This is a genomic window from Nocardioides sp. BGA-UO-ETr-FS32, from assembly GCF_059567905.1.
In genome coordinates this window covers 135,128-156,963 of sequence record NZ_JCAQOX010000013.1, presented here as the reverse complement: position 1 = coordinate 156,963, position 21,836 = coordinate 135,128, and the positions used below count along the sequence as shown (strand labels likewise).

27 protein-coding genes and 1 riboswitch are annotated in these 21,836 nt (G+C 72.0%); of the genes, 14 read left to right on the top strand and 13 right to left on the bottom strand.

What is annotated here, in order from left to right:
- Nucleotides 1-8 precede the first annotated feature (8 nt).
- From AC57BS_RS05855 to AC57BS_RS05845, 3 genes are all read right to left on the bottom strand, one after another.
- A complete protein-coding gene (locus AC57BS_RS05855; protein ID WP_496410509.1) occupies nt 9-1,985 on the bottom strand; it encodes a cutinase family protein in 1,977 nt (658 codons plus the stop codon).
- A 103-nt stretch (nt 1,986-2,088) separates the two neighbouring features.
- Entirely contained in the window at nt 2,089-2,643 is a 555-nt protein-coding gene (locus AC57BS_RS05850; RefSeq protein WP_496410508.1) for a YqgE/AlgH family protein, read from the bottom strand.
- 35 nt (nt 2,644-2,678) lie between these two features.
- On the bottom strand, nt 2,679-3,203 hold the full coding sequence (locus tag AC57BS_RS05845) for a hypothetical protein (protein ID WP_496410507.1): 525 nt from the start codon (nt 3,201-3,203) through the stop codon (nt 2,679-2,681).
- A gap of 109 nt (nt 3,204-3,312) precedes the next feature.
- Here AC57BS_RS05845 and AC57BS_RS05840 point away from each other — a divergent pair, with 109 nt between their 5' ends.
- Nucleotides 3,313-3,969: a TetR/AcrR family transcriptional regulator gene (locus tag AC57BS_RS05840; RefSeq protein ID WP_496410506.1), complete on the top strand. Its 657-nt coding sequence runs from the start codon at nt 3,313-3,315 to the stop codon at nt 3,967-3,969.
- Here the strand turns inward: AC57BS_RS05840 and AC57BS_RS05835 are convergent.
- From AC57BS_RS05835 to AC57BS_RS05825, 3 genes are all read right to left on the bottom strand, one after another.
- The gene (locus AC57BS_RS05835; protein ID WP_496410505.1) at nt 3,953-4,975 is read right to left on the bottom strand and encodes a DUF3048 domain-containing protein; all 1,023 of its coding nucleotides are present in this window, start codon (nt 4,973-4,975) and stop codon (nt 3,953-3,955) included. The two genes, AC57BS_RS05840 and AC57BS_RS05835, sit on opposite strands and share 17 nt — an antisense overlap.
- A 128-nt stretch (nt 4,976-5,103) precedes the next feature.
- Entirely contained in the window at nt 5,104-5,667 is a 564-nt protein-coding gene (locus AC57BS_RS05830) for a C40 family peptidase (protein WP_496410504.1), read from the bottom strand.
- 4 nt (nt 5,668-5,671) lie between these two features.
- Nucleotides 5,672-5,834, bottom strand: a riboswitch (cyclic di-AMP (ydaO/yuaA leader).
- A gap of 147 nt (nt 5,835-5,981) precedes the next feature.
- Entirely contained in the window at nt 5,982-6,749 is a 768-nt protein-coding gene (locus AC57BS_RS05825) for an SDR family NAD(P)-dependent oxidoreductase (RefSeq protein ID WP_496410503.1), read from the bottom strand.
- A gap of 113 nt (nt 6,750-6,862) precedes the next feature.
- Between AC57BS_RS05825 and AC57BS_RS05820 the strand changes: the two genes are divergently transcribed.
- Entirely contained in the window at nt 6,863-7,927 is a 1,065-nt protein-coding gene (locus AC57BS_RS05820) for a phosphatase PAP2 family protein (protein ID WP_496410502.1), read from the top strand.
- Here the strand turns inward: AC57BS_RS05820 and AC57BS_RS05815 are convergent.
- Nucleotides 7,924-8,337: an HIT family protein gene (locus AC57BS_RS05815; protein WP_496410501.1), complete on the bottom strand. Its 414-nt coding sequence runs from the start codon at nt 8,335-8,337 to the stop codon at nt 7,924-7,926. The genes AC57BS_RS05820 and AC57BS_RS05815 overlap by 4 nt on opposite strands.
- Nucleotides 8,338-8,410: 73 nt before the next feature.
- Between AC57BS_RS05815 and AC57BS_RS05810 the strand changes: the two genes are divergently transcribed.
- Nucleotides 8,411-9,019: an MSMEG_6728 family protein gene (locus tag AC57BS_RS05810; RefSeq protein WP_496410500.1), complete on the top strand. Its 609-nt coding sequence runs from the start codon at nt 8,411-8,413 to the stop codon at nt 9,017-9,019.
- Nucleotides 9,020-9,047: 28 nt separating this feature from the next.
- Here the strand turns inward: AC57BS_RS05810 and AC57BS_RS05805 are convergent, their stop codons facing one another.
- The gene (locus AC57BS_RS05805; RefSeq protein ID WP_496411249.1) at nt 9,048-9,293 is read right to left on the bottom strand and encodes a PH domain-containing protein; all 246 of its coding nucleotides are present in this window, start codon (nt 9,291-9,293) and stop codon (nt 9,048-9,050) included.
- A gap of 87 nt (nt 9,294-9,380) precedes the next feature.
- Between AC57BS_RS05805 and AC57BS_RS05800 the strand changes: the two genes are divergently transcribed.
- From AC57BS_RS05800 to AC57BS_RS05775, 6 genes are all read left to right on the top strand, one after another.
- The gene (locus AC57BS_RS05800) at nt 9,381-10,940 is read left to right on the top strand and encodes a hypothetical protein (protein WP_496410499.1); all 1,560 of its coding nucleotides are present in this window, start codon (nt 9,381-9,383) and stop codon (nt 10,938-10,940) included.
- A gap of 110 nt (nt 10,941-11,050) precedes the next feature.
- Nucleotides 11,051-11,446, top strand: coding sequence for a hypothetical protein (locus AC57BS_RS05795; RefSeq protein ID WP_496410498.1), 396 nt, complete (start codon nt 11,051-11,053; stop codon nt 11,444-11,446).
- 311 nt (nt 11,447-11,757) lie between these two features.
- A complete protein-coding gene (locus AC57BS_RS05790; RefSeq protein WP_496410497.1) occupies nt 11,758-13,137 on the top strand; it encodes a calcium-binding protein in 1,380 nt (459 codons plus the stop codon).
- A 351-nt stretch (nt 13,138-13,488) separates the two neighbouring features.
- Entirely contained in the window at nt 13,489-13,842 is a 354-nt protein-coding gene (locus tag AC57BS_RS05785; protein WP_496410496.1) for a DMT family transporter, read from the top strand.
- Complete coding sequence (locus AC57BS_RS05780; protein ID WP_496410495.1) at nt 13,842-14,222, top strand: DMT family transporter; 381 nt, start codon at nt 13,842-13,844, stop codon at nt 14,220-14,222. Before AC57BS_RS05785 ends, AC57BS_RS05780 begins: the two co-directional genes overlap by 1 nt.
- Before the next feature lie 111 nt (nt 14,223-14,333).
- Nucleotides 14,334-15,194 carry an ATP-grasp fold amidoligase family protein gene (locus tag AC57BS_RS05775; protein WP_496410494.1) on the top strand — a complete coding sequence of 287 codons (861 nt, stop codon included), beginning with the start codon at nt 14,334-14,336 and terminating at the stop codon, nt 15,192-15,194.
- Nucleotides 15,195-15,244: 50 nt separating this feature from the next.
- On the opposite strand, the gene AC57BS_RS05770 is transcribed toward AC57BS_RS05775, so the two are convergent.
- Complete coding sequence (locus AC57BS_RS05770) at nt 15,245-15,457, bottom strand: hypothetical protein (RefSeq protein ID WP_496410493.1); 213 nt, start codon at nt 15,455-15,457, stop codon at nt 15,245-15,247.
- 24 nt (nt 15,458-15,481) lie between these two features.
- On the opposite strand from AC57BS_RS05770, the gene AC57BS_RS05765 reads away from it, so the two are divergent.
- The 5 genes from AC57BS_RS05765 to AC57BS_RS05745 all read left to right on the top strand — a co-directional run bounded on the left by AC57BS_RS05765 (nt 15,482) and on the right by AC57BS_RS05745 (nt 19,192).
- Nucleotides 15,482-15,982 carry a thermonuclease family protein gene (locus AC57BS_RS05765; RefSeq protein ID WP_496410492.1) on the top strand — a complete coding sequence of 167 codons (501 nt, stop codon included), beginning with the start codon at nt 15,482-15,484 and terminating at the stop codon, nt 15,980-15,982.
- An 18-nt stretch (nt 15,983-16,000) separates the two neighbouring features.
- The gene (locus AC57BS_RS05760; protein WP_496410491.1) at nt 16,001-16,519 is read left to right on the top strand and encodes a putative immunity protein; all 519 of its coding nucleotides are present in this window, start codon (nt 16,001-16,003) and stop codon (nt 16,517-16,519) included.
- A gap of 90 nt (nt 16,520-16,609) precedes the next feature.
- On the top strand, nt 16,610-17,164 hold the full coding sequence (locus AC57BS_RS05755) for a SigE family RNA polymerase sigma factor (protein ID WP_496410490.1): 555 nt from the start codon (nt 16,610-16,612) through the stop codon (nt 17,162-17,164).
- A 1-nt stretch (nt 17,165) separates the two neighbouring features.
- Entirely contained in the window at nt 17,166-18,287 is a 1,122-nt protein-coding gene (locus AC57BS_RS05750) for a hypothetical protein (protein WP_496410489.1), read from the top strand.
- A gap of 32 nt (nt 18,288-18,319) precedes the next feature.
- Complete coding sequence (locus AC57BS_RS05745) at nt 18,320-19,192, top strand: cobalamin-binding protein (protein ID WP_496410488.1); 873 nt, start codon at nt 18,320-18,322, stop codon at nt 19,190-19,192.
- Between the two features lie 9 nt (nt 19,193-19,201).
- Here AC57BS_RS05745 and AC57BS_RS05740 read toward each other — a convergent pair whose 3' ends face one another.
- The 4 genes from AC57BS_RS05740 to AC57BS_RS05725 form a co-directional block, all read right to left on the bottom strand.
- Complete coding sequence (locus AC57BS_RS05740; protein ID WP_496410487.1) at nt 19,202-19,693, bottom strand: GNAT family N-acetyltransferase; 492 nt, start codon at nt 19,691-19,693, stop codon at nt 19,202-19,204.
- On the bottom strand, nt 19,690-20,205 hold the full coding sequence (locus AC57BS_RS05735) for a GNAT family N-acetyltransferase (RefSeq protein ID WP_496410486.1): 516 nt from the start codon (nt 20,203-20,205) through the stop codon (nt 19,690-19,692). Before AC57BS_RS05735 ends, AC57BS_RS05740 begins: the two co-directional genes overlap by 4 nt.
- A gap of 248 nt (nt 20,206-20,453) precedes the next feature.
- Nucleotides 20,454-21,212, bottom strand: a complete 759-nt coding sequence (locus AC57BS_RS05730) for a class I SAM-dependent methyltransferase (protein WP_496410485.1) — start codon at nt 21,210-21,212, stop codon at nt 20,454-20,456.
- Complete coding sequence (locus AC57BS_RS05725) at nt 21,209-21,793, bottom strand: hypothetical protein (protein WP_496410484.1); 585 nt, start codon at nt 21,791-21,793, stop codon at nt 21,209-21,211. The genes AC57BS_RS05730 and AC57BS_RS05725 overlap by 4 nt, the downstream gene beginning before the upstream one ends.
- Between the last annotated feature and the right edge of the window lie 43 nt (nt 21,794-21,836).

Below are 21,836 nucleotides of genomic sequence, written 5' to 3'. Positions count from 1 at the left end.
GGGCAAGCCTAACGGGCCGACCAGAGATAGACCTGCTCGACGTCGGTGTACGCGCCGGGTGCGATGTCGTAGCCCACGTCGGTGAAGACCACCGCGCGGCCCTCCGGAGACACCGCGACCGACGCCGGGGCGTCCTCGTCGACGGTGAGGTCGACCTCATAGCCGTAGTAGTCCGGATAGCGTCGTGGCCCGGCCAGGATGCGGCGCGTCTCGCCCCCTGCCTGCCCCAGGGTCACCGTGTCGATGCCGGTCACGGCGAAGGCCCCCGAGGCCGTCGCGAGCGACGCGTCGTAACCCCAGTCGCCGAGCGGCCGCATGCCTGCCACCTCGAGCGGCCTGCTGGCGCCGTCGCGGTCGCAGGACCGGTCGTGCACCACGTACCGGCCGTCGTCGGACACGCTCGAGACCGCGCTGTAGCAGTACGACGGCTCGGCGGGGAGCTCTCCGCTGGCGACGACCGTCGCTGCAACGGTGTCCCAGATCCGCAGGATGTCCTTCTCCACCAGCGCCAGGTATCGGCCGTTGGGCGAGGCGGCCTGGAACCCTGTCACCCCGAGATCCAGGACGGCGCCGGTGTCGGCGTTCCACCGCCGCGCGGTGCCGCCGTCGGCGAAGGTCACCGACCTGCCGTCCAGGCTCAGGGTCGCTCGGTCGCCGGCCCCGACCGGGACGCGCGTCGAGGTGCCGGCGACACGGTCGCGCAGCCAGCGGTCACCCCACGGGTCGTAGAACAGCACGTACCTGCCGGAGTCCGAGAGCTGGACGCCGTAGCCGCTGATCGCCCGCCCTTCCGCGTCGATGCTGACCAGCTCCGTCCGCCCGGTCCCGGCGTCCCACGCGTACGCCCGGCCGCGGTCCCGCTTCCCCGACGACCGGTCACCACGCACCAGGTTTGTCGCAGTCGAGGTGTACGCCACGACGCTGCCGTCCCCGGAGACGTCACCTGCCCACGAGGCCCCGTTGGCGGGCCGTCCCTCGACCCCGCGGCTGACGAGGACGGTGCCTCGGGCGGCTGCCTGCTTCCCGGCGTCCAGCACGACCCGGACGACGCGACGAACGGCCGGCGCGACGACCCTGCTCCGGACCTCGAGCGTGATCACCGTGCGGCCGGCCGGAGCCTTGCCGACGAGGTGGGTGCCCGAGAGGCGTAGGCCCTTCGGGGGCGTGCGCATGGCCCTGAACCGGGCGCCCCGCAGGTTGCGGGGGAAGAGCGGGACGCGGACCTGGGCGCCGCGGATGGCCGGCCACCTCAGCGTCTCGGAGACCGGAAGCCGCCCCGCAGCACCGTAGAAGGAGTACTCGCCATAGGCGTAGTGCTGCGACAGGTCGTCGTCCGTGGCGGGGCTGCTCGGCATGCCGGCGCAGACCGGATCAGTCCACTGGCACCGCTGCACGAGCATGCCACTCCGGCTCACCCACCGCGGTACCGCGGGCCCGCGGCCGGCGAGGACGCCCTGCGCGCCGTCGTCGGCCGCCTGCTGCAACGGATCGCCGAGCAACCAGAGGCCGCCGACGTGGCGGCGCGCCGAGCGCGGACCCTTCTTGGCCAGCTGCCGGGCGGCCGCGCGCGCTGCGACGGCGCCCTCGGAGTGCCCGCCCAGGACGACGATGGCATCGGGGCACGCCCGTGCAGAGCGGACCACGGCACGGACCGCCCTCCGCGCGTGGGCGCGCCAGTCGGCGAAGTGTCGGTGCCGCAGCCCCTGGCTGCGGATGTCGTCGAGGTCGTCGGCCGTGAGCTCGCGCGAGGGCGGTGCCACCGCGGTCACCGACACGCGCTGACCGGGCACACGCCTGAGCTCGCGGACCACCGTGTCCCTCGCACGGCCCCCGGCCCAGACCACCCGCACGTCGGGGCAGCCACCGGGCTTCGCCGATGCGGCCGTGGACGCTCCTGACACGGGGGCGGTCGTCACCGCCGCCAGACCGGCCACCAACGCCGTCGCCGCCAGCCACGCCGTGCCGCCGCGCACTCCTCCACGCATCCTGCTCTCCCTCGTCCCGCCCAGCGCTGTCCGATCCCGCGCGCAGTCGCGCGCACACAGGAGACGCGGACCCCGCGGGAAAGGTTGCCGCCGACCCGACGGATCAGTTCAGGTCGGGATCGACGGGCCGGTTCACGTGCCAGGCGAGCATCCCGGGCTGGCGTCGCATGACGTCGCGGCGCAGGCCGTCCGGGTCACCGCGGAACGCGTCGCCCACCTCGGCGCTGACGACGTACCAGCTGCCCTCCTCGACCTCGCCGTCGAGCTGCCCGGCGCCCCAGCCGGCATAGCCGGCGAAGACCCGCATCGCGCTGAGCGAGCCGTCGACCAGCTCGGTCGGGGTGTCGAGGTCGACCATGCCGAGCAGTCCGGCGACCGGGCGCCACCCCACCGGCGGCTCCTGCGGATCGCGCAGCGACGCCACGGCGAGCGCGCCGTCGGTGCCGACCGGGCCGCCGCGGAAGAGCACCTCCGGCTCGGCGACCACGTCGCGCCACGGCTCCAGGACGTCGGCGACCAGCACCTGGGAGGGACGGTTGAGGACCACGCCGAGGGCGCCCTCCTCGGTGACGTCGAGCAGCAGCACCACCGTGTCCGCGAAGTTGGGGTCCTGCAGGGCCGGTGTCGCCACCAGCAGCATCCCCGATGCCAGCTGCATGCGCTCCACTATGACAGGCGGGGGCGGCTCGCGGGTCAGGCCGCGAGGACCGACCGGATCCGCTGCACCAGCGACGGCGCCGGGGCCGACCGCGGCGCGACCCCCGGGACGTACGACGCGCGCGCCGCGAGCTCGATCTCCCGGCCCACCCGCTGCGCGGCCTCGCCCGGCGCGCTGGCGCGCCCGGCCATGAGGGCGAGCAGCTCGTGCTCCTTGCCGGTGGCGACCGCGGTCGCTCGGGCCATCTCGGGGCTCGTCGGGTGGGCGACGTGGCGGTCGATGACCGCCCGGATGCCCGGCATGTCACCGGCGGCCTTCAGCCAGGCGATGGCCACGGCGTTGCCGAGGTCGAGGGGCTGGTCGGCGAGCTCGCGCTCGATGTGGCCGGCCAGGCGGGTGTGCCAGCGCAGCTGCAGCGCGCCGAGGAGGGTGAGCTCGTCACCGAAGGTGTCGGTGACGCCGTCCACGTCCATGGGCAGGCGGCCGTCGAGCCGGGTGTCAGCGGTACGGATCACCTCGCGGAGCACGTCTCCGCGTCGGTGGTGGGACGTCCAGGTCATGGCGGTCTCCTTCGGGTACATACCGACAGTACGTACTCTCAGTATGCCCAGCCGGGCACGACCCGTTCAAACCGCACGGTCGTGAGTCCGGTCACCTAGGCTGCGAGCCATGAGGACCCGGCGGCAGCGCTTCTCCGACTCGACCAAGCAGGCGCTCGTCGACGTGGCCGAACGGCTCTTCACCGAGCACGGCTACTCCGCCACGTCGCTCGACGCGATCGTGGCCGGCGCCGACGTCACCAAGGGCGCGCTCTACCACCACTTCAGCGGCAAGCAGGCGATCTTCGAGGCCGCCTTCGAGCGCGTGGAGTCGCGGGCGACCTCCGGCATCGCGCAGGCGACCGAGGGCCACGAGGACCCCTGGCTCAAGGCGCAGGCGGGGCTGCGCGCGTTTCTCGAGGCGGTGCAGGAGCCGGGCTACCGGCAGATCGTCATCTCCGACGGCCCCTCGGTGCTCGGCCACGAGCGCTACCGCGAGCAGGAGGAGCGCTCGACGTACGCCATCGTCGACGAGATCGTGCGTGCGGTCCTGACCGACACCGAGTGGGACCTCGACGACGCCATGCTCGACACCTTCACCCGGATCTTCTTCGGCGCCATGTCGGCCGCAGGCGGGTCCGTCGCGGTCAGCGAGGACGCCTCCGCGGCGGCACTGCGGGTCGAGGCGGCGATCGGCTTCATCATGGCGGGGCTGCAGCGGCTGCTGGAGGACGGCGCCGAGCCGCCCGACCCCGCCCGTACGGCCGGGGCTACTTCGCGAAGGTGACGTTGCCGCTGGCCGCCGGCACGAGCTCCATCCACACCCGCCCGGCCGGGACGGTGAGCTCGCCGTTCTTGGTCGACAGCTCGATCGCGCCCTTCAGCCCGTCCTTGCTCCAGGTGCCGCGGATCACGCGGCCGCCGTGGAAGAGCAGCGCCGCGCCCTTGCCCTCGAGCTTGGTCTCGGGCACCGGGTAGCCGGCGGGATCGCGGTAGCCCGCGTCGCCGACCCTGACCCGCAGCACGAGGACCGAGTCGGCGGGGAACTGGTCGCCCTGGGCGGCGTAGGAGTCGGTGTTGACGTAGCCGCCCTTCTGGAACTGCCAGCTGGTCGAGTGGGCGCCGAAGTCGGCGGTGAGGGTGCGCGCCTTGCCGCCCTTGGGGAGGTCGGCCGACGTGCCCCACGGCAGGTAGGGCGGCGGCTCCTCCTCGGCCTTGAGCTGCTTGGCGATGTCGCCGAGGCGGGCGAAGAGGTTGTAGGGGGCCGAGCGCGTGGTCTCGCGGTAGACCCCGGCGTCGCCCTCGGTGATCCACGGGATGCCGGCGCCGTTGATGCGCTTGATGGTGACCGGGGCGGCGCCGCTGGTCACGACGGTCGCGCCGTCGGGGACGATGCCGATGTCGCTGGCGCGCATCGAGCGCACCGGTCCGATGCTGGCCGGGACCTTCGAGTAGTAGAACGCCGCCAGGCGGGTGTAGCCGCCCTCGACGAGCTCCTCGACGACCAGGTCGGCCGAGCCGAGGCCGACCTGCGGAGCGCTGGAGGAGGTGTTGTCGACCTTGGTGACGATCACCGGGTGCTTGGGCGCCTTGCCGGTGCGCTCGAGGCCGGTCAGGGGCCAGTAGGTCGGCTCGGGCGGCTCGGCCGTCTCCGACGCGGTGGGCTCCGCCGGTGCGTCCTCGGCCGGCGTCGCCCCCTCGTCCCCTCCGCTGCAGCCGGCGAGCAGCAGCGAGGCCGCGACGAGGGTCGCGGCGACTGCCTTGGACGACGGGAGGTGAGGGCGGTGACGCACGGGCGTACTCCGTTCGAGCGGGGGGTCTCTGCCTTGCAGTGTGGCGGCGCGCCTCCCCCCATCGGAGAAGGCGCGCCACAGGGTAGATCAGCCGGGACCGCCCACCAATCCGAGCCTGCCGGCGGTGCTCACGCCCGGCGCAGGGTGCCGCCGAACCACTGCGAGGTCCACGGGACGGAGACACGGACCCGCTCGCCGGAGCCCGGCGCGTGGAGCATCACGGCGTGCCCGCGCGACCAGCGCAGGAAGATCCCGGCGTGGTAGACGCCGCCACTGCCGCCGAAGAACATCAGGTCGCCAGGGCGCATGTCCTTCTTCGTGACACGGCGGGTGTGCCCGGCCTGGGCGCTCGACGTACGGGGCACGTCGAACCCGGCCCGGGAGTAGGCGTAGCGGATCAGCCCGGAGCAGTCGAAGCGGTCCGGCCCGGCTGCGCCGTAGGCGTACGCGTCGCCGCGCTGCCGCATCGCGACGTCGCGGGCGCTGAGGACGCGCTGGGCGACGCGCCGCTTGGCGCTCAGCCGCTTCTTCTGCGTGGTCTTCTGCGTGGTCGTGCTGGTCGTGGTGGTGACCTGGTCGGTGTCGCCGTCTCCGGCGGCAGCGGCGGGCAGGGCCGTCATCGTCGAGGCGGTGAGGCCGAGCCCGGCGAGGGCGAGCGCGCAGGCTCGCGCCGTACGAGTGGTCGCAGGCATGGTGTGTGTTCCTTTCCCACGCCTGTGGGGTGAGCTGTCGGGTTAGGGCTGGAAGGTGCCCCGCCGCACACTCCGAGACGTGCGCGGCTTCACCCCGAGCCGACCTGAGTCGGCGTGGAACCTGTGGGTCCCCCACTCCTGCCCTCGTGACTCGGGGGTTCGTCCCGGCCGGGCAGGACTCGGCGTACACCGGGACGGATCGGTCTCTCGACCGCGGTCCAACGTGACAGACGGCCCGCCCGGACGCAAAGCCGGCCACGGCCCCGAGCGTGGGACCGTGGCCGGGATCACGTCGATCCACCCGCGCCGGGGGCTCAGCCCAGCTTGCGGCCTCCGTCGACGTACAACGTCTGACCGGTGATGAACGACGCCTCGTCGCTGCACAGGAAGGCGGCGGCCGCGGCGATGTCCTCGGGCTGCCCGACGCGGCGCACGGGGGTGGCCTCGGCGTTGAGCCGCTGGAGCTCGTCGGGCTCCATCTTGAGGCGGCGGGCGGTGGCGTCGGTCATCTCGGTGACGATGAAGCCCGGAGCGATGGCGTTGGCGGTGATGCCGAACGGGCCGAGCTCGATGCCCAGCGTGCGGGTGAGGCCCTGGATGCCCATCTTGGCGGCGGAGTAGTTGGCCTGGCCGCGGTTGCCGAGGGCGGAGACGCTGGAGAGGTTGAGGATCTTGCCGTACTTCTGCTCCACGAAGCGCGACTGCGCGGCCTTGGTCATGTTGAAGACGCCCTTGAGGTGGACGCCCATGACGAGGTCCCAGTCCTCCTCGGTCATCTTGAAGAGCAGGTTGTCGCGGGTGATGCCGGCGTTGTTGACCAGCACGTGGATGCCGCCGAGCTCCTCGACGACCCGCTGGACGGCGGCCTCGGCGGCGGCGGAGTCCACGACGTCGCAGCCGACGCCGATCGCGCGCGCGCCGTCGGTGAGCTGGAGGCGCGCTGCGGCCTCCTGGGCGGCGGCCTCGTCGAGGTCGAGGATCGCGATCGACGCGCCCTCACTGGCCAGGCGCTGGGCGATGCCGAAGCCGATGCCTCGTGCTGCTCCGGTGATGACGGCGACGCGACGGTCGTAGCGACCCATGTGAACGGCTCCTCGGGCTCGGTGACTGGCTGTCCTCGGAGGATCTCACGAGAGTTGTGGAGATTCGCCGCAGGGGCGCGACCGGTCCGCCGCGCGACGCTAGCGTGGAGGGCATGGGTCAGGGGGACTTCCGAGGTGCGGCAGCAGTGGCGGCGGCGATGGCCGTCGCGACGCTGGTCGTCGCCACGGCGTACGACCTGCCGGTGCGCGACCCGGACGGGGTCTCGGTCCCCACGTGGGTGCGGCTGCCGCTCATCGTGCTGACCGCCGTGCTGCTGGACGTCGTCGCGCGATGGGTGCTGGCGCTACGGCGTCGCGAGCGGCCGGTCACGGCGTCGGGCGCGCTGTCGGCCCTCCGGTCGGTGGTGGTCGAGCGCTGGGACCGGGCGCAGGTCCGCTTCACCCTGAGCGGGCTCCTCGCCTGGTACGTCGCCTACGTCGCCTTCCGCAACCTCAAGGGCTACCTGCCGTTCGTCAACGACCGCCTGTGGGACACCGAGCTGGCGAGGCTGGACCGCGTCCTGTGGCTCGGTCACGACCCCGCCACCGTGCTGCACGAGGTGCTGGGCACCGGGTGGGCCGCCTGGCTGATGTCGGGCGTCTACGTGCTGTGGATCGGCCTCGTGCCGGCGGCCCTCGCGGTCGCCCTCGTGTGGACGCGGCGCTCGCTGGCGGGCGAGCTCTACGTCACCGCCATCTCCTTCAACTGGCTGCTCGGTGTCGCCGTCTACTACCTCGTGCCGTCGCTGGGGCCGGTCTACTCCCGTCCGCAGGAGTTCGCCGACCTCTCCCCCACCTTCAACACCCGGGTGCAGGAGTGGCTGCTGCAGGACCGCGTCGACGTCCTCGCCGGCGCGTGGGACACCCGGGCCGTCCAGACCGTGGCCGCGTTCGCCTCGCTGCACGTCGCCATCACGGTGACGACCTGCCTGGTCGCGGAGGTGCTGCGGCTGCCGTCGTGGGTGCGGGTCGCCCTCTGGACCTTCGCGGTGCTGACGGCTGTGTCGACGGTCTACCTGGGCTGGCACTTCTTCGTCGACGTCCTCGGCGGCGCGGTCGTCGGCGCCGTGGCGCTCCTGCTCGCCGCCGCGGCGACCGGTCATCCGTTGCGGCGCGAGCGCGTACGCCCGCGTGCCGCCGTCACCGGGGAGGAGCGCGAGGAGGCCGGGCAGACCTAGCCGTCGAGCGCAGCACGGAGGCGCTCGGCGTACGCCTCGGGCTCGCCGGCGGCGTACTTCGTGCGCGGCCAGAAGAAGCCGCGCAGGCCGTCGCCCTTGGTGCGCGGCACGACGTGCAGGTGCAGGTGCGGCACGGACTGGCTCACCGTGTTGTTGATCGCGACGAAGGACCCCTGGGCACCGAGCCCGTCCTTGACCGCGGTCGCGATCCGCTGCGCGGCGGCGAGGAACGGGTCGCGCAGCGCCGCGGGCAGGTCGGGCAGCGTCTCCACGTGGGTGCGGGTCACCAGCAGGACGTGGCCCTTGAAGACCGGGCGGGTGTCGAGGAAGGCGACCAGGTCGTCGGTCTCGAGCACGAGGTGCCCGGGCACGTCGCCGGCGACGATCTGGCAGAACACGCATCCGTCCACGGGACGGATCGTGCCACGCGGACCGGTCGTCGGGGTGGGGCGGAGGCGGCTCGCCCGTGCCTAGCCTCACGGGGTGCAGACCTTCCTCCCCTTCCCGGGCTTCGAGGCGTCGGCCTGTGCCCTCGACCCCAAGCGGCTGGGGAAGCAGCGCGTCGAGACCATCCAGGTCGTGCGCGCCCTGACGGTTCCGGGCTACGGGTGGGCCAACCACCCGGCGACCCTGATGTGGCGCGGCTTCGAGGAGGCCCTCGGTCGCTACGGCTTCACCTGTTGCGAGGTCTGGCTGGAGCTCGGCTTCGGTGACACGTGCGCCACGACGATCGCAGCCGACCTGCGCACGGCGGGCATCCCAGTCGTACGCAGCCAGGCCGAGCTCGCGGAGGCCGGCGCGCTGCCGCCGTGGCTGGGAGACGCCGACCTGCACCGGAGCCACCAGTCGGCGCTCGTCCGCAAGGATCCCGAGTTCTACCGTCCGCTGTTCCCCGACGTTCCCGACGACCTGCCTTACGTGTGGCCGGTCCGGTCGCCTGCGGCGGTCGAGGCCGAACGACGTCGCGCGGAGAACGCAGTCCGACGCGAGCAGCGTGCGGCCGAGCGTCTGGTGGAGGAGGCCGAGCGGGCCCGGCGTCGCCGCAGCCGTGCTGCGAAGAAGGGGTGGCGCACCCGCCGAGAGGGCGGCTGAGCCGGCGCGTACGGCGCGCGCCCGGCACTCAGGCGTTGAGCACGGCCCAGGCGATGAGCTTGTCGAGCCGGCGGATGTCGATCTTCTTGTCCAGCTTGATCTTGATGTGTCCCGCTCGGGTCCACATCTCGAGCTCGGCATTGAAGTCGAGCAGCTTGCCCGCGTTCTCCGAGGACCACATGTCGATGCGGCTGTAGGGCAGCGAGTAGACCTCGACCTTCTTGCCCGTGAGTCCCTGCGCATCCCGCACGATCAGGCGCTTGATGGTGAAGATCGCACAACTCCGACAAGGAGAGCCTGACGGCCCGCGCGCGTCGCCGCCGCGGGGTCAGTGTCGGTGGCGAGATCTAGAATCGAACACATGACCGGCACCCTCTCCGAGCTCGACGCGACCGGCTTGCTGGTCGCCGCGAGCGGCGCCGTGAGGGAGCGTCGGCTGGCCGAGGTCCACGACCTCGAGGTCCTCGCGCAGTGGGCGGCGGTCCACTCCACCGACCCCACGGAGGGTCCTGACGGCGCGCAGGCGCGGCGCCTCGGTGACGTGCTGGTCCAGCCCGGCGGCGAGGGCACACCGGGCGTGCAGGACTTCTGCCTCGGCGAGGTCGCGCTCGCCCGCGGGACCGGCGTCACCGCCACCACCAACGCGCTGGCAGACGTGCTCGACCTCCAGCACCGGCTCCCGGCGACCTGGGCGATCGTGCGGTCGGGTGAGGCCGAGGTCTTCATCGCCCGCCGGGTCGCCCGGCTCACGCGCCACCTGCCCGCCAACCGCGTCGGCGTCGTCGACAGCGCGGTCGCCAGGATCATCGCCCACGAGGCCGGCGGGCGGGTGCTCGCCGTCGCCGAGGGCAAGATCATCGAGGCCGACCCGGCGTTGCACGACGAGCGTGTCGAGGCGGAGAAGGCTCGTCGCTACGTCACCTCCGGCCGCACCGACGAGTACGGACTGCGCACCGTCATCGCGCGCATCGAGGCCGGCGACGCCGTGTGGGTCGAGGCGACCGTCCAGCGTGTCGCCGACATCCTTGCTCCCTCGCACCCCGGCGTCGGCACCGACGAGCTGCGCGCCATCGCCTTCGGCCACCTCGCCCGCCCGGCCGAGCTCCTCCAGCTCCTCCTCGAGCACACCGACGACACCCTTCCCGGCACCGAGCCCGACCAGCCGCGGAGTCGTGCGACTGCGTTCCCCGCCGACCTGCTCGACGCGCTGCGCTCCCTCGACCTCACCCCGCTCGCACCCAAGGCCGTGCTGCACGTCCACCTCCACGAGGCGGCACTCGCCGGCGCCGATGCCGTCGCTCGGGTCGAGGGCCTCGGACCGACCTCGGTGTCCGCGCTGTGCGGGCTGCTGGGCCGCACCCGGCTCACCGTGCGTCCCGTGCGAGACCTGTCGTCCCGGGTGCGCACCACCGCCTACGAGCACCCCGAGTCCCTCAAGGAGCAGGTCTACCTCACGACCGGTGGCGACTACTGGCCCTTCGCCACCTCGACCAGCCGCCACCTCGACCAGCCGCCACCTCGACTACGACCACCCCATCCCCTACGACGACACCGGGCCACCCGACCCGAAGCATCCGCAGACCGGATCTCAGAACTCCGGCCCCCTCGGCCGGCGACACCGCTGGAAGACGCACGCCGGCTACCGATCCCGTCAGTGCGGCCAAGGCCGGTACGTCTGGCTCAGCCCGCACGGGCTGGCCTTCATCGTCGACCACCGCGGCACCCGGCGCATCGATCCCCACCACGCGCGGGAGATCCTCGAGGCGCCACCCGGCGTCGACCTCTACTTCACGTGACGTGGTGTTGTCCTCGGCACCTGGCGATGCTGGCCACGGGCAATGGCGCTGAGCCCACGTCGGCCGTTTCGGCTCAGTTGTGCGCCGCTTGTGACGTACCCGGTGCATCACAGCGACCGCACTGATCGCGCCAAGTCCGGATGTCTAAGAAGCGCCCGTCCGCATCGGCGGCCACACTCCTGACGTGCACACCAAGTGGCGACTCTCATGCCTCCTCGTAGCGATAGCTTCGGGCATGCTCGCACTGACTGGCTGCGAGCAGGTCGACCCGTCGACCGCCTCCGGCCCGAAGTCCGCTCCATCCTTGGCGACCACACAATCCGAGTCGGCCGGTGCCACCGCAGTCCCCGCCAACCTCCTGCACGTCTGCAATCACGTGCAAGACGCCTTCCGCTCAGGCAGCCTCGACGATGCCGCGCAGAATCGCGCACTCGCTTCGGAGCTGCAGGGGATGATCGATGTTGCTGCCCCGGACGCAGCACAGGTGCTTCGGCCGATGGCCGAAGCCGCCGCGGCCATCGGCGCTGACCGTCGATCCCGCGCGGCGCCGCGTCTGCAGAGAGCTCAAGGCCGGGCCTACCGCGCGTTGCGCCGCACCTGCATCAGCGCAGGCTCGCCTGCCTGGAACTAGCAGTACGGGCAAGAGCGGGCGCGCTCATCGCGGCCGATCCTGGCGTTCGCCGAGACTAGCAGCGGGCCGGGTCGTTCATTCGGTCACCGTCAGCAGGGTGCACGCTTCGAATTGTAGGGGGATGGGGCCGCAACGAGGCTGACCTCGCGTCCGCCGTTCGGTAGGCGTGCGAACGCCAGGTCCAATCGACAGCCTGAAGACCCGCCGAAGTGGCAGGAACCGGTTGCACCTCCGGGGTCTTTCGGCTCTGGTCCGCGGCTGCGCGCCGCTCCTAGCGTTGATCTACCGGGTACGCGAGGGGGATCACCATCATGAGCAGAACCTGCACGCTGGCCTCGACCGTCCTGGCCGTCGTAGCCACATTTCCGTCGGCCGCCACGATTCCGGCCACCGCGGCCGGGGAGACGTGCGACGGCAAGGCCGCGACGATCGTCGTACCACTGCCGTCGCCGGACACCGCGGCGAGCGTCCCCGTCACTGGCACCCCGGGGGACGACGTCATCGTCGGCACCGACACCCATGACACCATCGACGGCGCCGATGGCAACGACACGATCTGTGCGCTCGGGGGTCACGATGTGGTGCTCGGCGGCCCGGGCGATGATCGGATGTTCGGCGGACTGAACAGCCAGAACTACGGCGACCGGATCGAGCCGGGCCCCGGCGACGACTTCATCGACTTCGGCCCCGATCAAGACCACTCCGGGCTCTCGGGTGGACCAGTGAGCTCGTCCTCTACCGACCAGGTCTCCTACCGCAACGCCACGGGGCCGGTCAGGGTCGACCTCGCAGCGGGCGTCTCGACGGGCGAGGGCACGGACACCATCGCACCGAGCCCCTGGCGGGTCGAGGTTGAAGGGTCTGCGCACGCCGACCACCTGCTCGGCACCGACAGCGGCGACACTCTCGCGGCCGGTGGTGGGGACGACACCGTGATTGCCCGGGGCGGCGACGATGACGTCTGGGCTGATCAGCTGACCTGCAACTGGGCAACAACCTGCGGCCCTGAGGTGCCCCCGAGCCCCGGCGACGACGTCGTCCAGGGCGGAGCGGGCGGCGACTTGATCTCTGGCGGCTACGGCACCGACACGCTCCACGGAGGGAAGGGCTATGAGGACCTCTTCGTCGACGAGGGCGTCGCGACCCGCGCCTTCGGCGGCGCCGGAGATGACTTTCTGAACACCGGATGGTGGGGGGGCATCGCCGCCGGCTCGGCACTCCTCGCTGGCGGCCCAGGCGATGACAACATCGGCCCCCGCCTGACGCTGGCGTCCGACCGAGTGCGGGTCTGGGGTGGGGCCGGCCGGGATCACATCTCCGTGTTCCGCTGGGCAGCCGCACCGCGACGGGGCCGCGTCGTGGTCGATGGCCGGGTCGGCACGGTCCGTACCGAGATCGGCGTCGGCTTGCGATTCAGCTCCATCGAGAGCTACTTCCTCGGCATCCACGGGCCGAAGCCGGTCGAGTGGTATGGGACGTGGCGGGACGAGACGGTGACGTTTGGTGACACCATGGACGGCTGGCCGATCGCCGGCCGGGCGTTCGCCGGCGGAGGGGACGACACGATCTACGGCTCCTCGAGACGCGACCTCCTCGATGGAGGCCCGGGCCGGGACCACCTCTGTGGCGGCGAGGGCCGCGACCGCTGCCTGCACGGGGAGCGGCTGGACTCCTGCGAGCTGCGCCGTTGACCCGCACGGCGCGAGGTCCAAGGCCCTACCCGTGCCAGCTGTCCGGTCCTTGCCTCGAAAGCGCCACGGAGCCCGGCGTGGCGACCATCGGGACGGCACTCGGCTGTGTCCCTCGCTGGTGTACTCCACGGTCGTCGCGTTCACGGCGCCGACCGTGTTCGCGGCCGATCTCTCATTCCACAGGTGAACTCAGCGAACCGGTCTTCACTGACCGTCGCAGTGGCGGCCGCAGTGACCTCGACCGACCAGGCGGCCGCGCACTGACATCGGCATGAGCGGATGCTCGGGTCGCGGCATGAGAGGACGTCCGCCCCCTAGGCTCTGGGCCATGCCTGACAGCCAGGAGAACTCATGAACAGGTGGGTACTGCTCGCCGCAGCCATCCTGTGTGAGGTCGCCGCCACGCTGTCCCTGAAAGGCGCACTCGACCTTCCAGCGCTCTACATCGTCGTCGCCGTCGGCTACCCGGCCTCCTTCACGCTCCTCGCGCTCGCCCTCCGCCAAGGCATGGCCCTCGGCGTCGCCTACGGCATCTGGGCTGCGCTCGGCGTAGCCACCACCGCAGTGATGTCATCGCTCATCTTCGACGAAGCCCTCACCGCTCTCATGGGCCTCGGCATCGTCCTCATCATTGCGGGCGTCCTCACCGTCGAGCTCGGCTCCCAGCTGGCCCACAAGCACACCCGCACCCAAGAGGCCCTCTGATGCAGTGGCTGTTCCTGGCCGGAGCCATCATCTTCGAGGTCATCGGCACCATCTGCCTGCGCATGGCTGCGACCGGCCAACGCGCCTACTACGCCGCCGTAGCCGTCAGCTACCTCCTCGCCTTCACCTTCCTGACCCTGACACTCGACGAGGGCCTCGGCCTCGGTGTCGCCTACGGCATCTGGGCGGCCTCCGGCGTGGCCCTGACCGCCATCGCCTCCAAGGCCCTCTTCCAAGAACCCCTCACCCCACTCATGATGGCCGGCATCGCCCTCATCATCGGCGGCGTCCTTCTCGTGGAAGTCGGCGCAGCCCACCAGTCCGCGACACGGCCACCGCCGCAGCCGTCGACCCTGGACTTTCCGAGCGGACGTGATTGATTGACGCTCGTGACGGGCCGGGGAAGTGCCGAGAAGGATGCCGCCGCGATCGCCTCATGGGGCGAGAAGCAGCCCGTGGTCGCACGTGGGTTGCCGTGGAGGCAACGCAGCATGTTGGTGCGTTTCCGGCGCTTGTGGCGGACCCGTCGACCACGCACCTTCAACGAGAAGGTTCGCTACAAGATGCTGCGGGACCACCGTGCGCTGATGGTCACCTTCGCCGACAAGGTCGCGGTGCGCGATCACGTGGCCGCGATCGTGGGAGAAGGTGTGCTCCCGCAGGTGCTGCACGTGCTCGACGACCCCGCCGCGCTCGCGCACGTGCGTCTGCCCACGGCGTACGTCGTCAAGCCCAGCCACGGCAGCGGAGTCGCGGTCATCGTGTCTCCGACGGCTCCCGCCGACGCCCGTCTGCCGCCTCCCGAGCACGGCTGGGTCTACAGCCACGTGAGGCCGGAGCACGCACCGGTCGAGCACCTCGTCGCGTTGGGGCACGGGTGGCTGTCGCAGCTGTACGGCCAAGGACCCAACCGGGAGTGGGCGTACGGGCACGTCCCTCGGCGGGTCGTCGTGGAGGAGTTCCTGGGTGGCCCTGGCGGCGAAGTGCCCGACGACTACAAGTTCTTCGTCTTCCACGGGACGTGCCGCTACGTGCAGGTGGACCGTGGCCGTTTCCAGACGCGTACCCAGGACTTCTTCACCCCCGACTGGAAGCACGTTCCACTGAGCGGTGGCCACCCCTGGGCGACGCCGCCGGTCTCGCGCCCGGACCGGCTCGACGAGATGGTGGAACTGGCGCAGCGCCTCGGACAGGACACCGACTTCGTGCGGGTGGACCTGTACGACCTTCCCGGACGCATCGTGTTCGGTGAGATGTCGAGCCTGCCCGCCGGTGGCGACAGCCCCTTCGAACCCGAGTCGTTCAACGAGGAGTTCGGCAGCCACTGGACCCCGCCGCGTCGCTACGAGTGACTTGACGCGTTCTGCCACGCGCCCGCCCCGCCGATGTGACCCTTGGGGCATCAGCACATCTTGATTCCGTGGGGGAACCGCACCATGAACATGCTCATCCGCGCGCTCGCGCTCGCCGTCGTCGCACCGTTGGTCTTCGCGCTGGGGCTCGCCACCGTGACGCAGGCGCCCGCGGCGGCCTTCTCCGACCGCGACTGCGGCGACTTCCCGAGCCAGGCCGCGGCGCAGAACTTCTTCCTCCAGGCAGGCGCCGGCGATCGCACCGTCTCGACGATGACGGGGACGGTGTGGCGTGCGAGTCCAACCCGTGCCCGTGCATCGGCCGCGGCAGCACCGCGCCGCAGCAGTTCGCGAACACCACGCAGCAGGGACAGCAGACCTACCGCGAGACCGGCAACGTCGTGCGCGTCACCGACGGCGACACGCTCCGGGTCCGCCTGCGCAGCGGCGCCCATGTCTCCGTGCGCATGCTCGGCATCGACACCCCGGAGCGCGGTCGCTGCGGCGCGGCCGACGCGACCGCCAACCTGCGCCGGCTCGCGCCCGTCGGATCGACCGTCCACCTGGTCTCGGACCGGACCCGGGCCGCGAAGGATCGCTACGGCCGGTTGCTGCGCTACGTGAAGCGCGAGGGCGGCTATGCGGACCTGTCCTACCGACAGGCCTGGAGCGGCTTCACCAGGCCCTACGTCTTCGGTGGCACGCCCGTCGCCCGCCACAGCACGTACGTCCGTGCGATCCGTCAGGCCCGCGACCGCCAGCGGGGCGCGTGGAACACGTGCTGGTGACGCCGTAGCGTCACGGTCGTGATCCTCCCGGCCGTCCGCGACCCCCGCCTGGTCACGATCCGACGCGGTGGCACGCTGACCGACGAGGACCACCATGCCCTGGCCCTCTGGGCCGCCGAGTGCGCCGAGCACGTGCTCCCGCTCTTCGAGGCCGTACGCCGCGACGATATCCGCCCACGCGACGCGATCGAGGCCGCACGTGCCTGGACGCGCGGCGAGCTGCCGATGATGCGGACCCGCGCGATGGGAGGGCACGCGATGGGCGCGGCCCGCGACCTGACCGGCGCGCCCCGCTTCGCCGCGTACGCCGCCGGGCAGGCCGCCGTCGTCGCCCACGTCGCCGAGCACGACCTCGGCGCCGCGGCGTACGCGATCAAGGCGGCGATGGCAGCCGCGCCGGGGCAGGAGGAGGCAGCGCAGCGCGCGGAGTCCCGCTGGCAGCGCGACCGGCTCCCCGCGACGGTCCGCGAGCTGGTGCTGGAGGACCAGCGGCGGCGCAACGCGATCTGCTGGAACGTCTTCGACCTCCAGGTGTGAGTCCGTAAGGGGGTCGACGCAACCTTCCGCCGGCTGCGGGAGTCAGGAGGGTGAGACGGCACCGCGGGGGTGCAGGGTGAGGGGGTGGGGATGTTCTCGGGGACCGACACGCAGGCGCCCTCGTTCGAGGAGTACGCCGCCGTCTCCTGGTCGATGCTCTACCGCAGCGCCTACCTGCTGGCCGGCAACCACGCGGACGCCGAGGACCTGGCGCAGCAGACGCTGATCAAGGCCCACGGAGCATGGGCCAAGGTGAGCGCCTCGGACTCGATGAACGCCTACGTGCGGCGGATCCTCACCAACACGTTCCTCTCGTCCAGGCGGCCCAAGGGGCGCCGGCTGGAGCTGCTGACCGACGAGGTCCCGGAGTGGGGCGGTGCGACCGGCGCGGCCGGCGGCACCGCTGGTACGCCGGGGACGTCCGACGAGCGGATGGCGCTGTGGCCGCACGTCAGGCAGCTTCCCCGCCAGCAGCGCGCGGTCATCGTGCTGCGCTACTTCGAGGACCTGAGCGAGGCAGAGATCGCCGAGACGCTCGGTTGCTCGCGCGGCACCGTGAAGTCGACGGCCCACCGCGCCCTCAAGAGCCTGAAGGCCGCGCTCGACGACCAGGACAGAACCGCGTCCGACGGGACGGAGGTCTGACATGCACGAGGACATCGAGAAGATCCTGACGCGCGAGCTGCGCCAGGTCGCCGACGGCGTCGAGGTCCCGCCCCTGCCGGACCTGCCCTCGGGCCCGCCGTCGCGGTTCGTCTGGCCGACGGTGCTGGCAGCCGCCGCCGCAGTGCTGATAGCGCTGGTCGTGCTCGTGAGCGGCCCGTCTGACCGGGGCGGCATGCCCCAGCCGGCCCCGCAGCCGACGGACGTGCTGCCCGACGAGGTGCCCACAGGACAGCCCCGGGTGCCGTACGTGCTCGACCGGGTGGCGTACGTCGGCGACGACTCGTTCCCCGGCTTCGACTCGATCGAAGGGACCACGCAGGGCTGGTTGGCGGTCGAGCCGCCGTTCGTGTGGTCGTGGGGCAACGGTGGAGCGCCGAAGGCGCTGGAGGTCGCGCTCGAGCAGCCGCCCGTCGTGTCACCCAACGGTCAGTACGTCGCGTATCTCTCCAGCGAGGGGGACCTGAACGGGTTCGAGACCGCATGGGACGGCGAGGGGATGGGCCTGCCCGTCCCGGTTCCCGTCCGGGACGACGACGGGGTGGGCACCCGCATCGGAGCCGTCACCGACGACGGCTGGGTGATCGCGAGCGGCCGGGGTGTCGGCGTCCTGTGGCGCCCCTTCGACGGCGCCGAACCGGTCGACCTGACTCGGACCGCCCCCGGCCAGCTCGTCTGGCAGGCGACGCAGGCGGGTCTGGTGGTCGTCGACGGCAGCGGCGACGCTCGGGACCCGAGCGGTGACAACCGGGTCGCGGGCGACGGCCGGGTCTACCTCGCCGACGTGACGGCCGACGGCGAGCTGGTGCCGATCGCGGACCTCCCGAGCTTCGGGATCGCGGACGTCTCCGGGGAGTGGGTGGCGTGGGTGCCCGCCGACCAGGTCGCGGGCGACGTGCCGGAGTACGCCGAGATCCGGGTGCGCGACCTCGACGGCGGACGCGAGGGCGTGCTCTCGCCTCCACAGGGGTGGAGCTTCGTCAACACGGCCTTCACCTTCGAGGACGCCCAGTTCCTCGTCGCCCGGGTGACCGACGGGCAGCAGCAGCGGATGGTGCGCTGCAGCCCTGCGCTCCAGGAATGCGTGCTGCTCGACGCCCCCTGAGAGGTCCCTGCCGAGGCATCTAGGCTCACCCGGTGCGCATCGTCTCCCTGATCCCGTCCGCCACCGAGATCCTGTTCGCCGTCGGCGCGGGTGACGACGTCGTGGGCGTGACCTTCGAGTGCGACCACCCGGCGGAGGCGCGGGAGCGGCGCGTGGTCTCGACGTCCGCGATGCCGGAGGGGCTGACGCCGAGGGAGATCGACGACTTCGTCGCGGCCGCCATGGCGGCGGGTGAGGACCTCTACCGCCTCGACGCCGGAGCCCTCACCGACCTCGACGCGGACCTCGTCGTCACCCAGGACCTCTGCGCCGTCTGCGCCATCGACGTGGACACCGTCGACGAGGCGCTGCGCCACCTGGGCTGCCGGGCCGAGGTGGCGACGGTCGACCCACACACCCTCGACGACGTGTTGGCGTCCGTCGTCGAGATCGGCCGGCTCACCGGGCGGTCGGACCAGGCGGCCGCCCTCGTCGCCTCGCTGGAGGAGCGGCTCGCGGCCGTGGCCGAGCGCGTGGCGGGGCGCGAGCAGCCGCGCGTGCTGGTGCTCGAGTGGACCGACCCGCCGTTCGCGCCGGGCCACTGGATCCCGGAGATGGTCGCCCGCGCCGGCGGCGAGCCGACGATCGGTGTCGCCGGCGCGAAGTCGGCCCGCATCACCTGGGACGAGGCCCTCGACTCGGCTCCGGACCTCGTCGTCTGCGCCCCATGCGGCTACGACCTCGACGGCGCCGCCACGCTCGCGGATGATGTACGCGACCGCTTCCCGGGCGTGCCCGTGTGGGCCGTGGACGCGGACGGGCAGTTCGCCCGTCCCGGCCCGCGGCTCGTGGACGGGGTCGAGGTGCTGGCCGGGATCCTGCACCCGGAGGCGGTCGAGCCCTCTCCGTACGCCCGGCGCGTCTGAGGACCGCCGTCAGCGCGTCTCGTCGCGGACGAGCACGTCGAACGGCCGCCCGTCGCAACGGGCAGCGAACGATCCGACCACCTCGAAGCCGAGCGACTCGACCGTACGGCGCGCCCGGGTGTTGAACGAGGCGACCGTGACCCGGAAGGCCGCCGGAGCGTACTGGGAGCGACCGAAGTCGAGCCCGGCGGCGATGACCGCCCTGCCCAGCCCCTGCCCGGTCAGCGACGGGCGCAGCCCTCCCCCGGTGTCGAGGGCGGAGTCGTCGTAGTCCCAGCCGGGCACCCGGCCGTCCGGGCCGAAGGACCGGAAGCCGATGAGCCGGTCGTCCGCCAGGACGGCGTGGAAGCCCAGCTCCGGGTCGAGCAGCTCGTCCGGATCGGCGCCCGTCATGTCGTAGACGTCGTAGGGCGGGTCGTAGCGCCAGGTCGCGAGGTCCTCGGCGTGTGCCCGGGTCAGCGGGGCGATGCGGATGGAGCCGGGATCGACGGGGCTGGTCACGGGCGCAGCCCCTCGCCGTTCTGGAGCCCGAGCTTGAAGCCCTCGTGCGAGGCAGTGAAGCCGAGCCCGGAGTAGAAGCGGTGTGCCTCGTGCCGCTGCTTGTCGCTGGTGAGCTGGACCAGGGCGCAGCCGCGGCGCCCCGCCTCGTCGATGGCCCAGGCGACCATGGCACGCCCGAGGCCGCTGCCCCGCATGTCGGAGTGGACCCGGACAGCCTCGATCTGGGCCCTGAGGGCACCGCGACGCGCAAGCCCGGGGATGAAGCTGAGCTGCATGGTCGCTACCACGATGTGGTCGCTCTCGGCCACGAGCAGGAGATGCGCATCATCTGCATCGACGGCCTCGAACGCTCGGACGTAGGGCTGCAACCCCTCCGAGTCCTCGACCCCGTCCCGCTCGGCACCCAGCTCGTCGTCCGTCAGCAGGTCCACGATCGACGGCACGTCCTCGATCACCGCTCGCCGCAGGCGCACGGGGCCGCCGGACGTACGGAGTGTCCCGGGAAGGTCCATGTCCCCGATCGTGCCGCATCGTCAGCAGACACGACGAGGCGAGGGCTCGGATCCGTGGCACGGACGCATGTCGCCGTCCACGTGACGGTTGCTGCACTCCTGCTCGTGCGTGCACTGCCGGTGGACTGGGACACCCCGACCAACCTGGCGTACCAGGAGGGGTGGGGCTCCCTCGCCGTCGTTCCCTGTGGCGCGGCCCTCACGTTCGCCGGCGCCGGCTTCTACCTCGACGGCTCTGTGGGCGTGGCTCACCCTGCCGGTCGGGCGGCGAGCGGTCGGAGCCTGAAGACGAGGATCCCGAAGTAGGTGTCCATCCAGTCCTGCTTGTGCGGGTAACGACGGCGCGCGTCCTCCGAGAGCTGCGGCTCGGCGGCCTCCTCGACCCAGAGCCCGGCTGCGCTGAACGTGTTGAGCAGGTCGGAGATCGTGTAGGTCCGCTTGGTGAGCGCGACGTCCTCGTGCCAGCCCGGGCGATAGGTGTGCGCGGACGAGGAGAAGTACTCCTCGGCGAGCGAGGTCCCGTTCTGCTCGGCCCGTTCGGTGGCCCAGCGCAGCGGCTGGGTCCTGGTGAGCAGGATGAACCCGTCGTCGGCGAGCACCGACCGCGCCGACCGCAGCGTCGCCACCGGGTCCGTCGCGTAGCCGAAGGACTGCAGGAGGAGGATGCGGTCGAAGGTGCGCCCGGCGACCTCGGGCACGGCGCTGATGTCGTTGAGGTCGCCCTGCACGAGCTCCAGCCCGGGCGGTCGCTGCCCCACGAAGCTGCCGCTGACGTCGACACCCACCGCGGCGGCCGCACCGTCGTCGATGAGCTGGGCGAGCTTGGCGCCGCTGCCGCACCCGAGGTCGAGCACCGAGAGCCCGGTGACGTCACCGAGCATCTCGCGCTGTGCGGGCCACTCGACGAGCCGGTCCAGCGAGTCCTGCCTGCCCCGGGCGCGCTCGTAGCCGGCCGCGAGCTCCGCCCACGCCCGACTCGGGTCCTCGGACGCGTCCACCCCGGTCACGCGAGCCGCCGGCGCACCACTCGCCGCCTCAGGGTGGGCGAGGCCACCACCTCGTAGCCGGCCTCGAGGAAGACCTGCAGCAGCCCGACCGACGCCTCGTCCCAGATGACGGTCCTGCCCGGCGGCGGCTCGATCGGATAGCCCTCGAGGACGCGGGCGCCGACCTGCTCGCCGTACGCGACGGTGGCGTGGGCGAGCTCGTAGGTCAGCCCTGCCTGGCGCCGGCCCTTGCGCACCACGAAGCACGTGACGGACCAGACGCCCTCGAGCTCCGGGTCCATCCGCATCCATGCCTGCTTCCGGCTCCACAGCCGGGGGTAGTTCTCGCGTGGCTCGACCGCGACCCAGCCGGCCGCCTCGCCGTCGACGTACGCGATCAGCCCCGAGGTCGGTCCCGGGGTGCCGCAGGCGGTCTGCTCGAGCAGTGCGGCGTCCCTCTCCTCCTGGGTGGTGTCGCGCCAGATCCAGCCGGGCACCTTGAGCGCCTGGCACCGGCACTTGGCGGCGCCACCCGCCCCGAGGACCGCCTCCACGTCCTCGGGCGCCGCCTGGTTGGCCGGGAGCCAGCTGAAGTCGGGCATGCGGCGACCCTAGACCTGGGTCCCGACACCGCGCGGTGGTCCA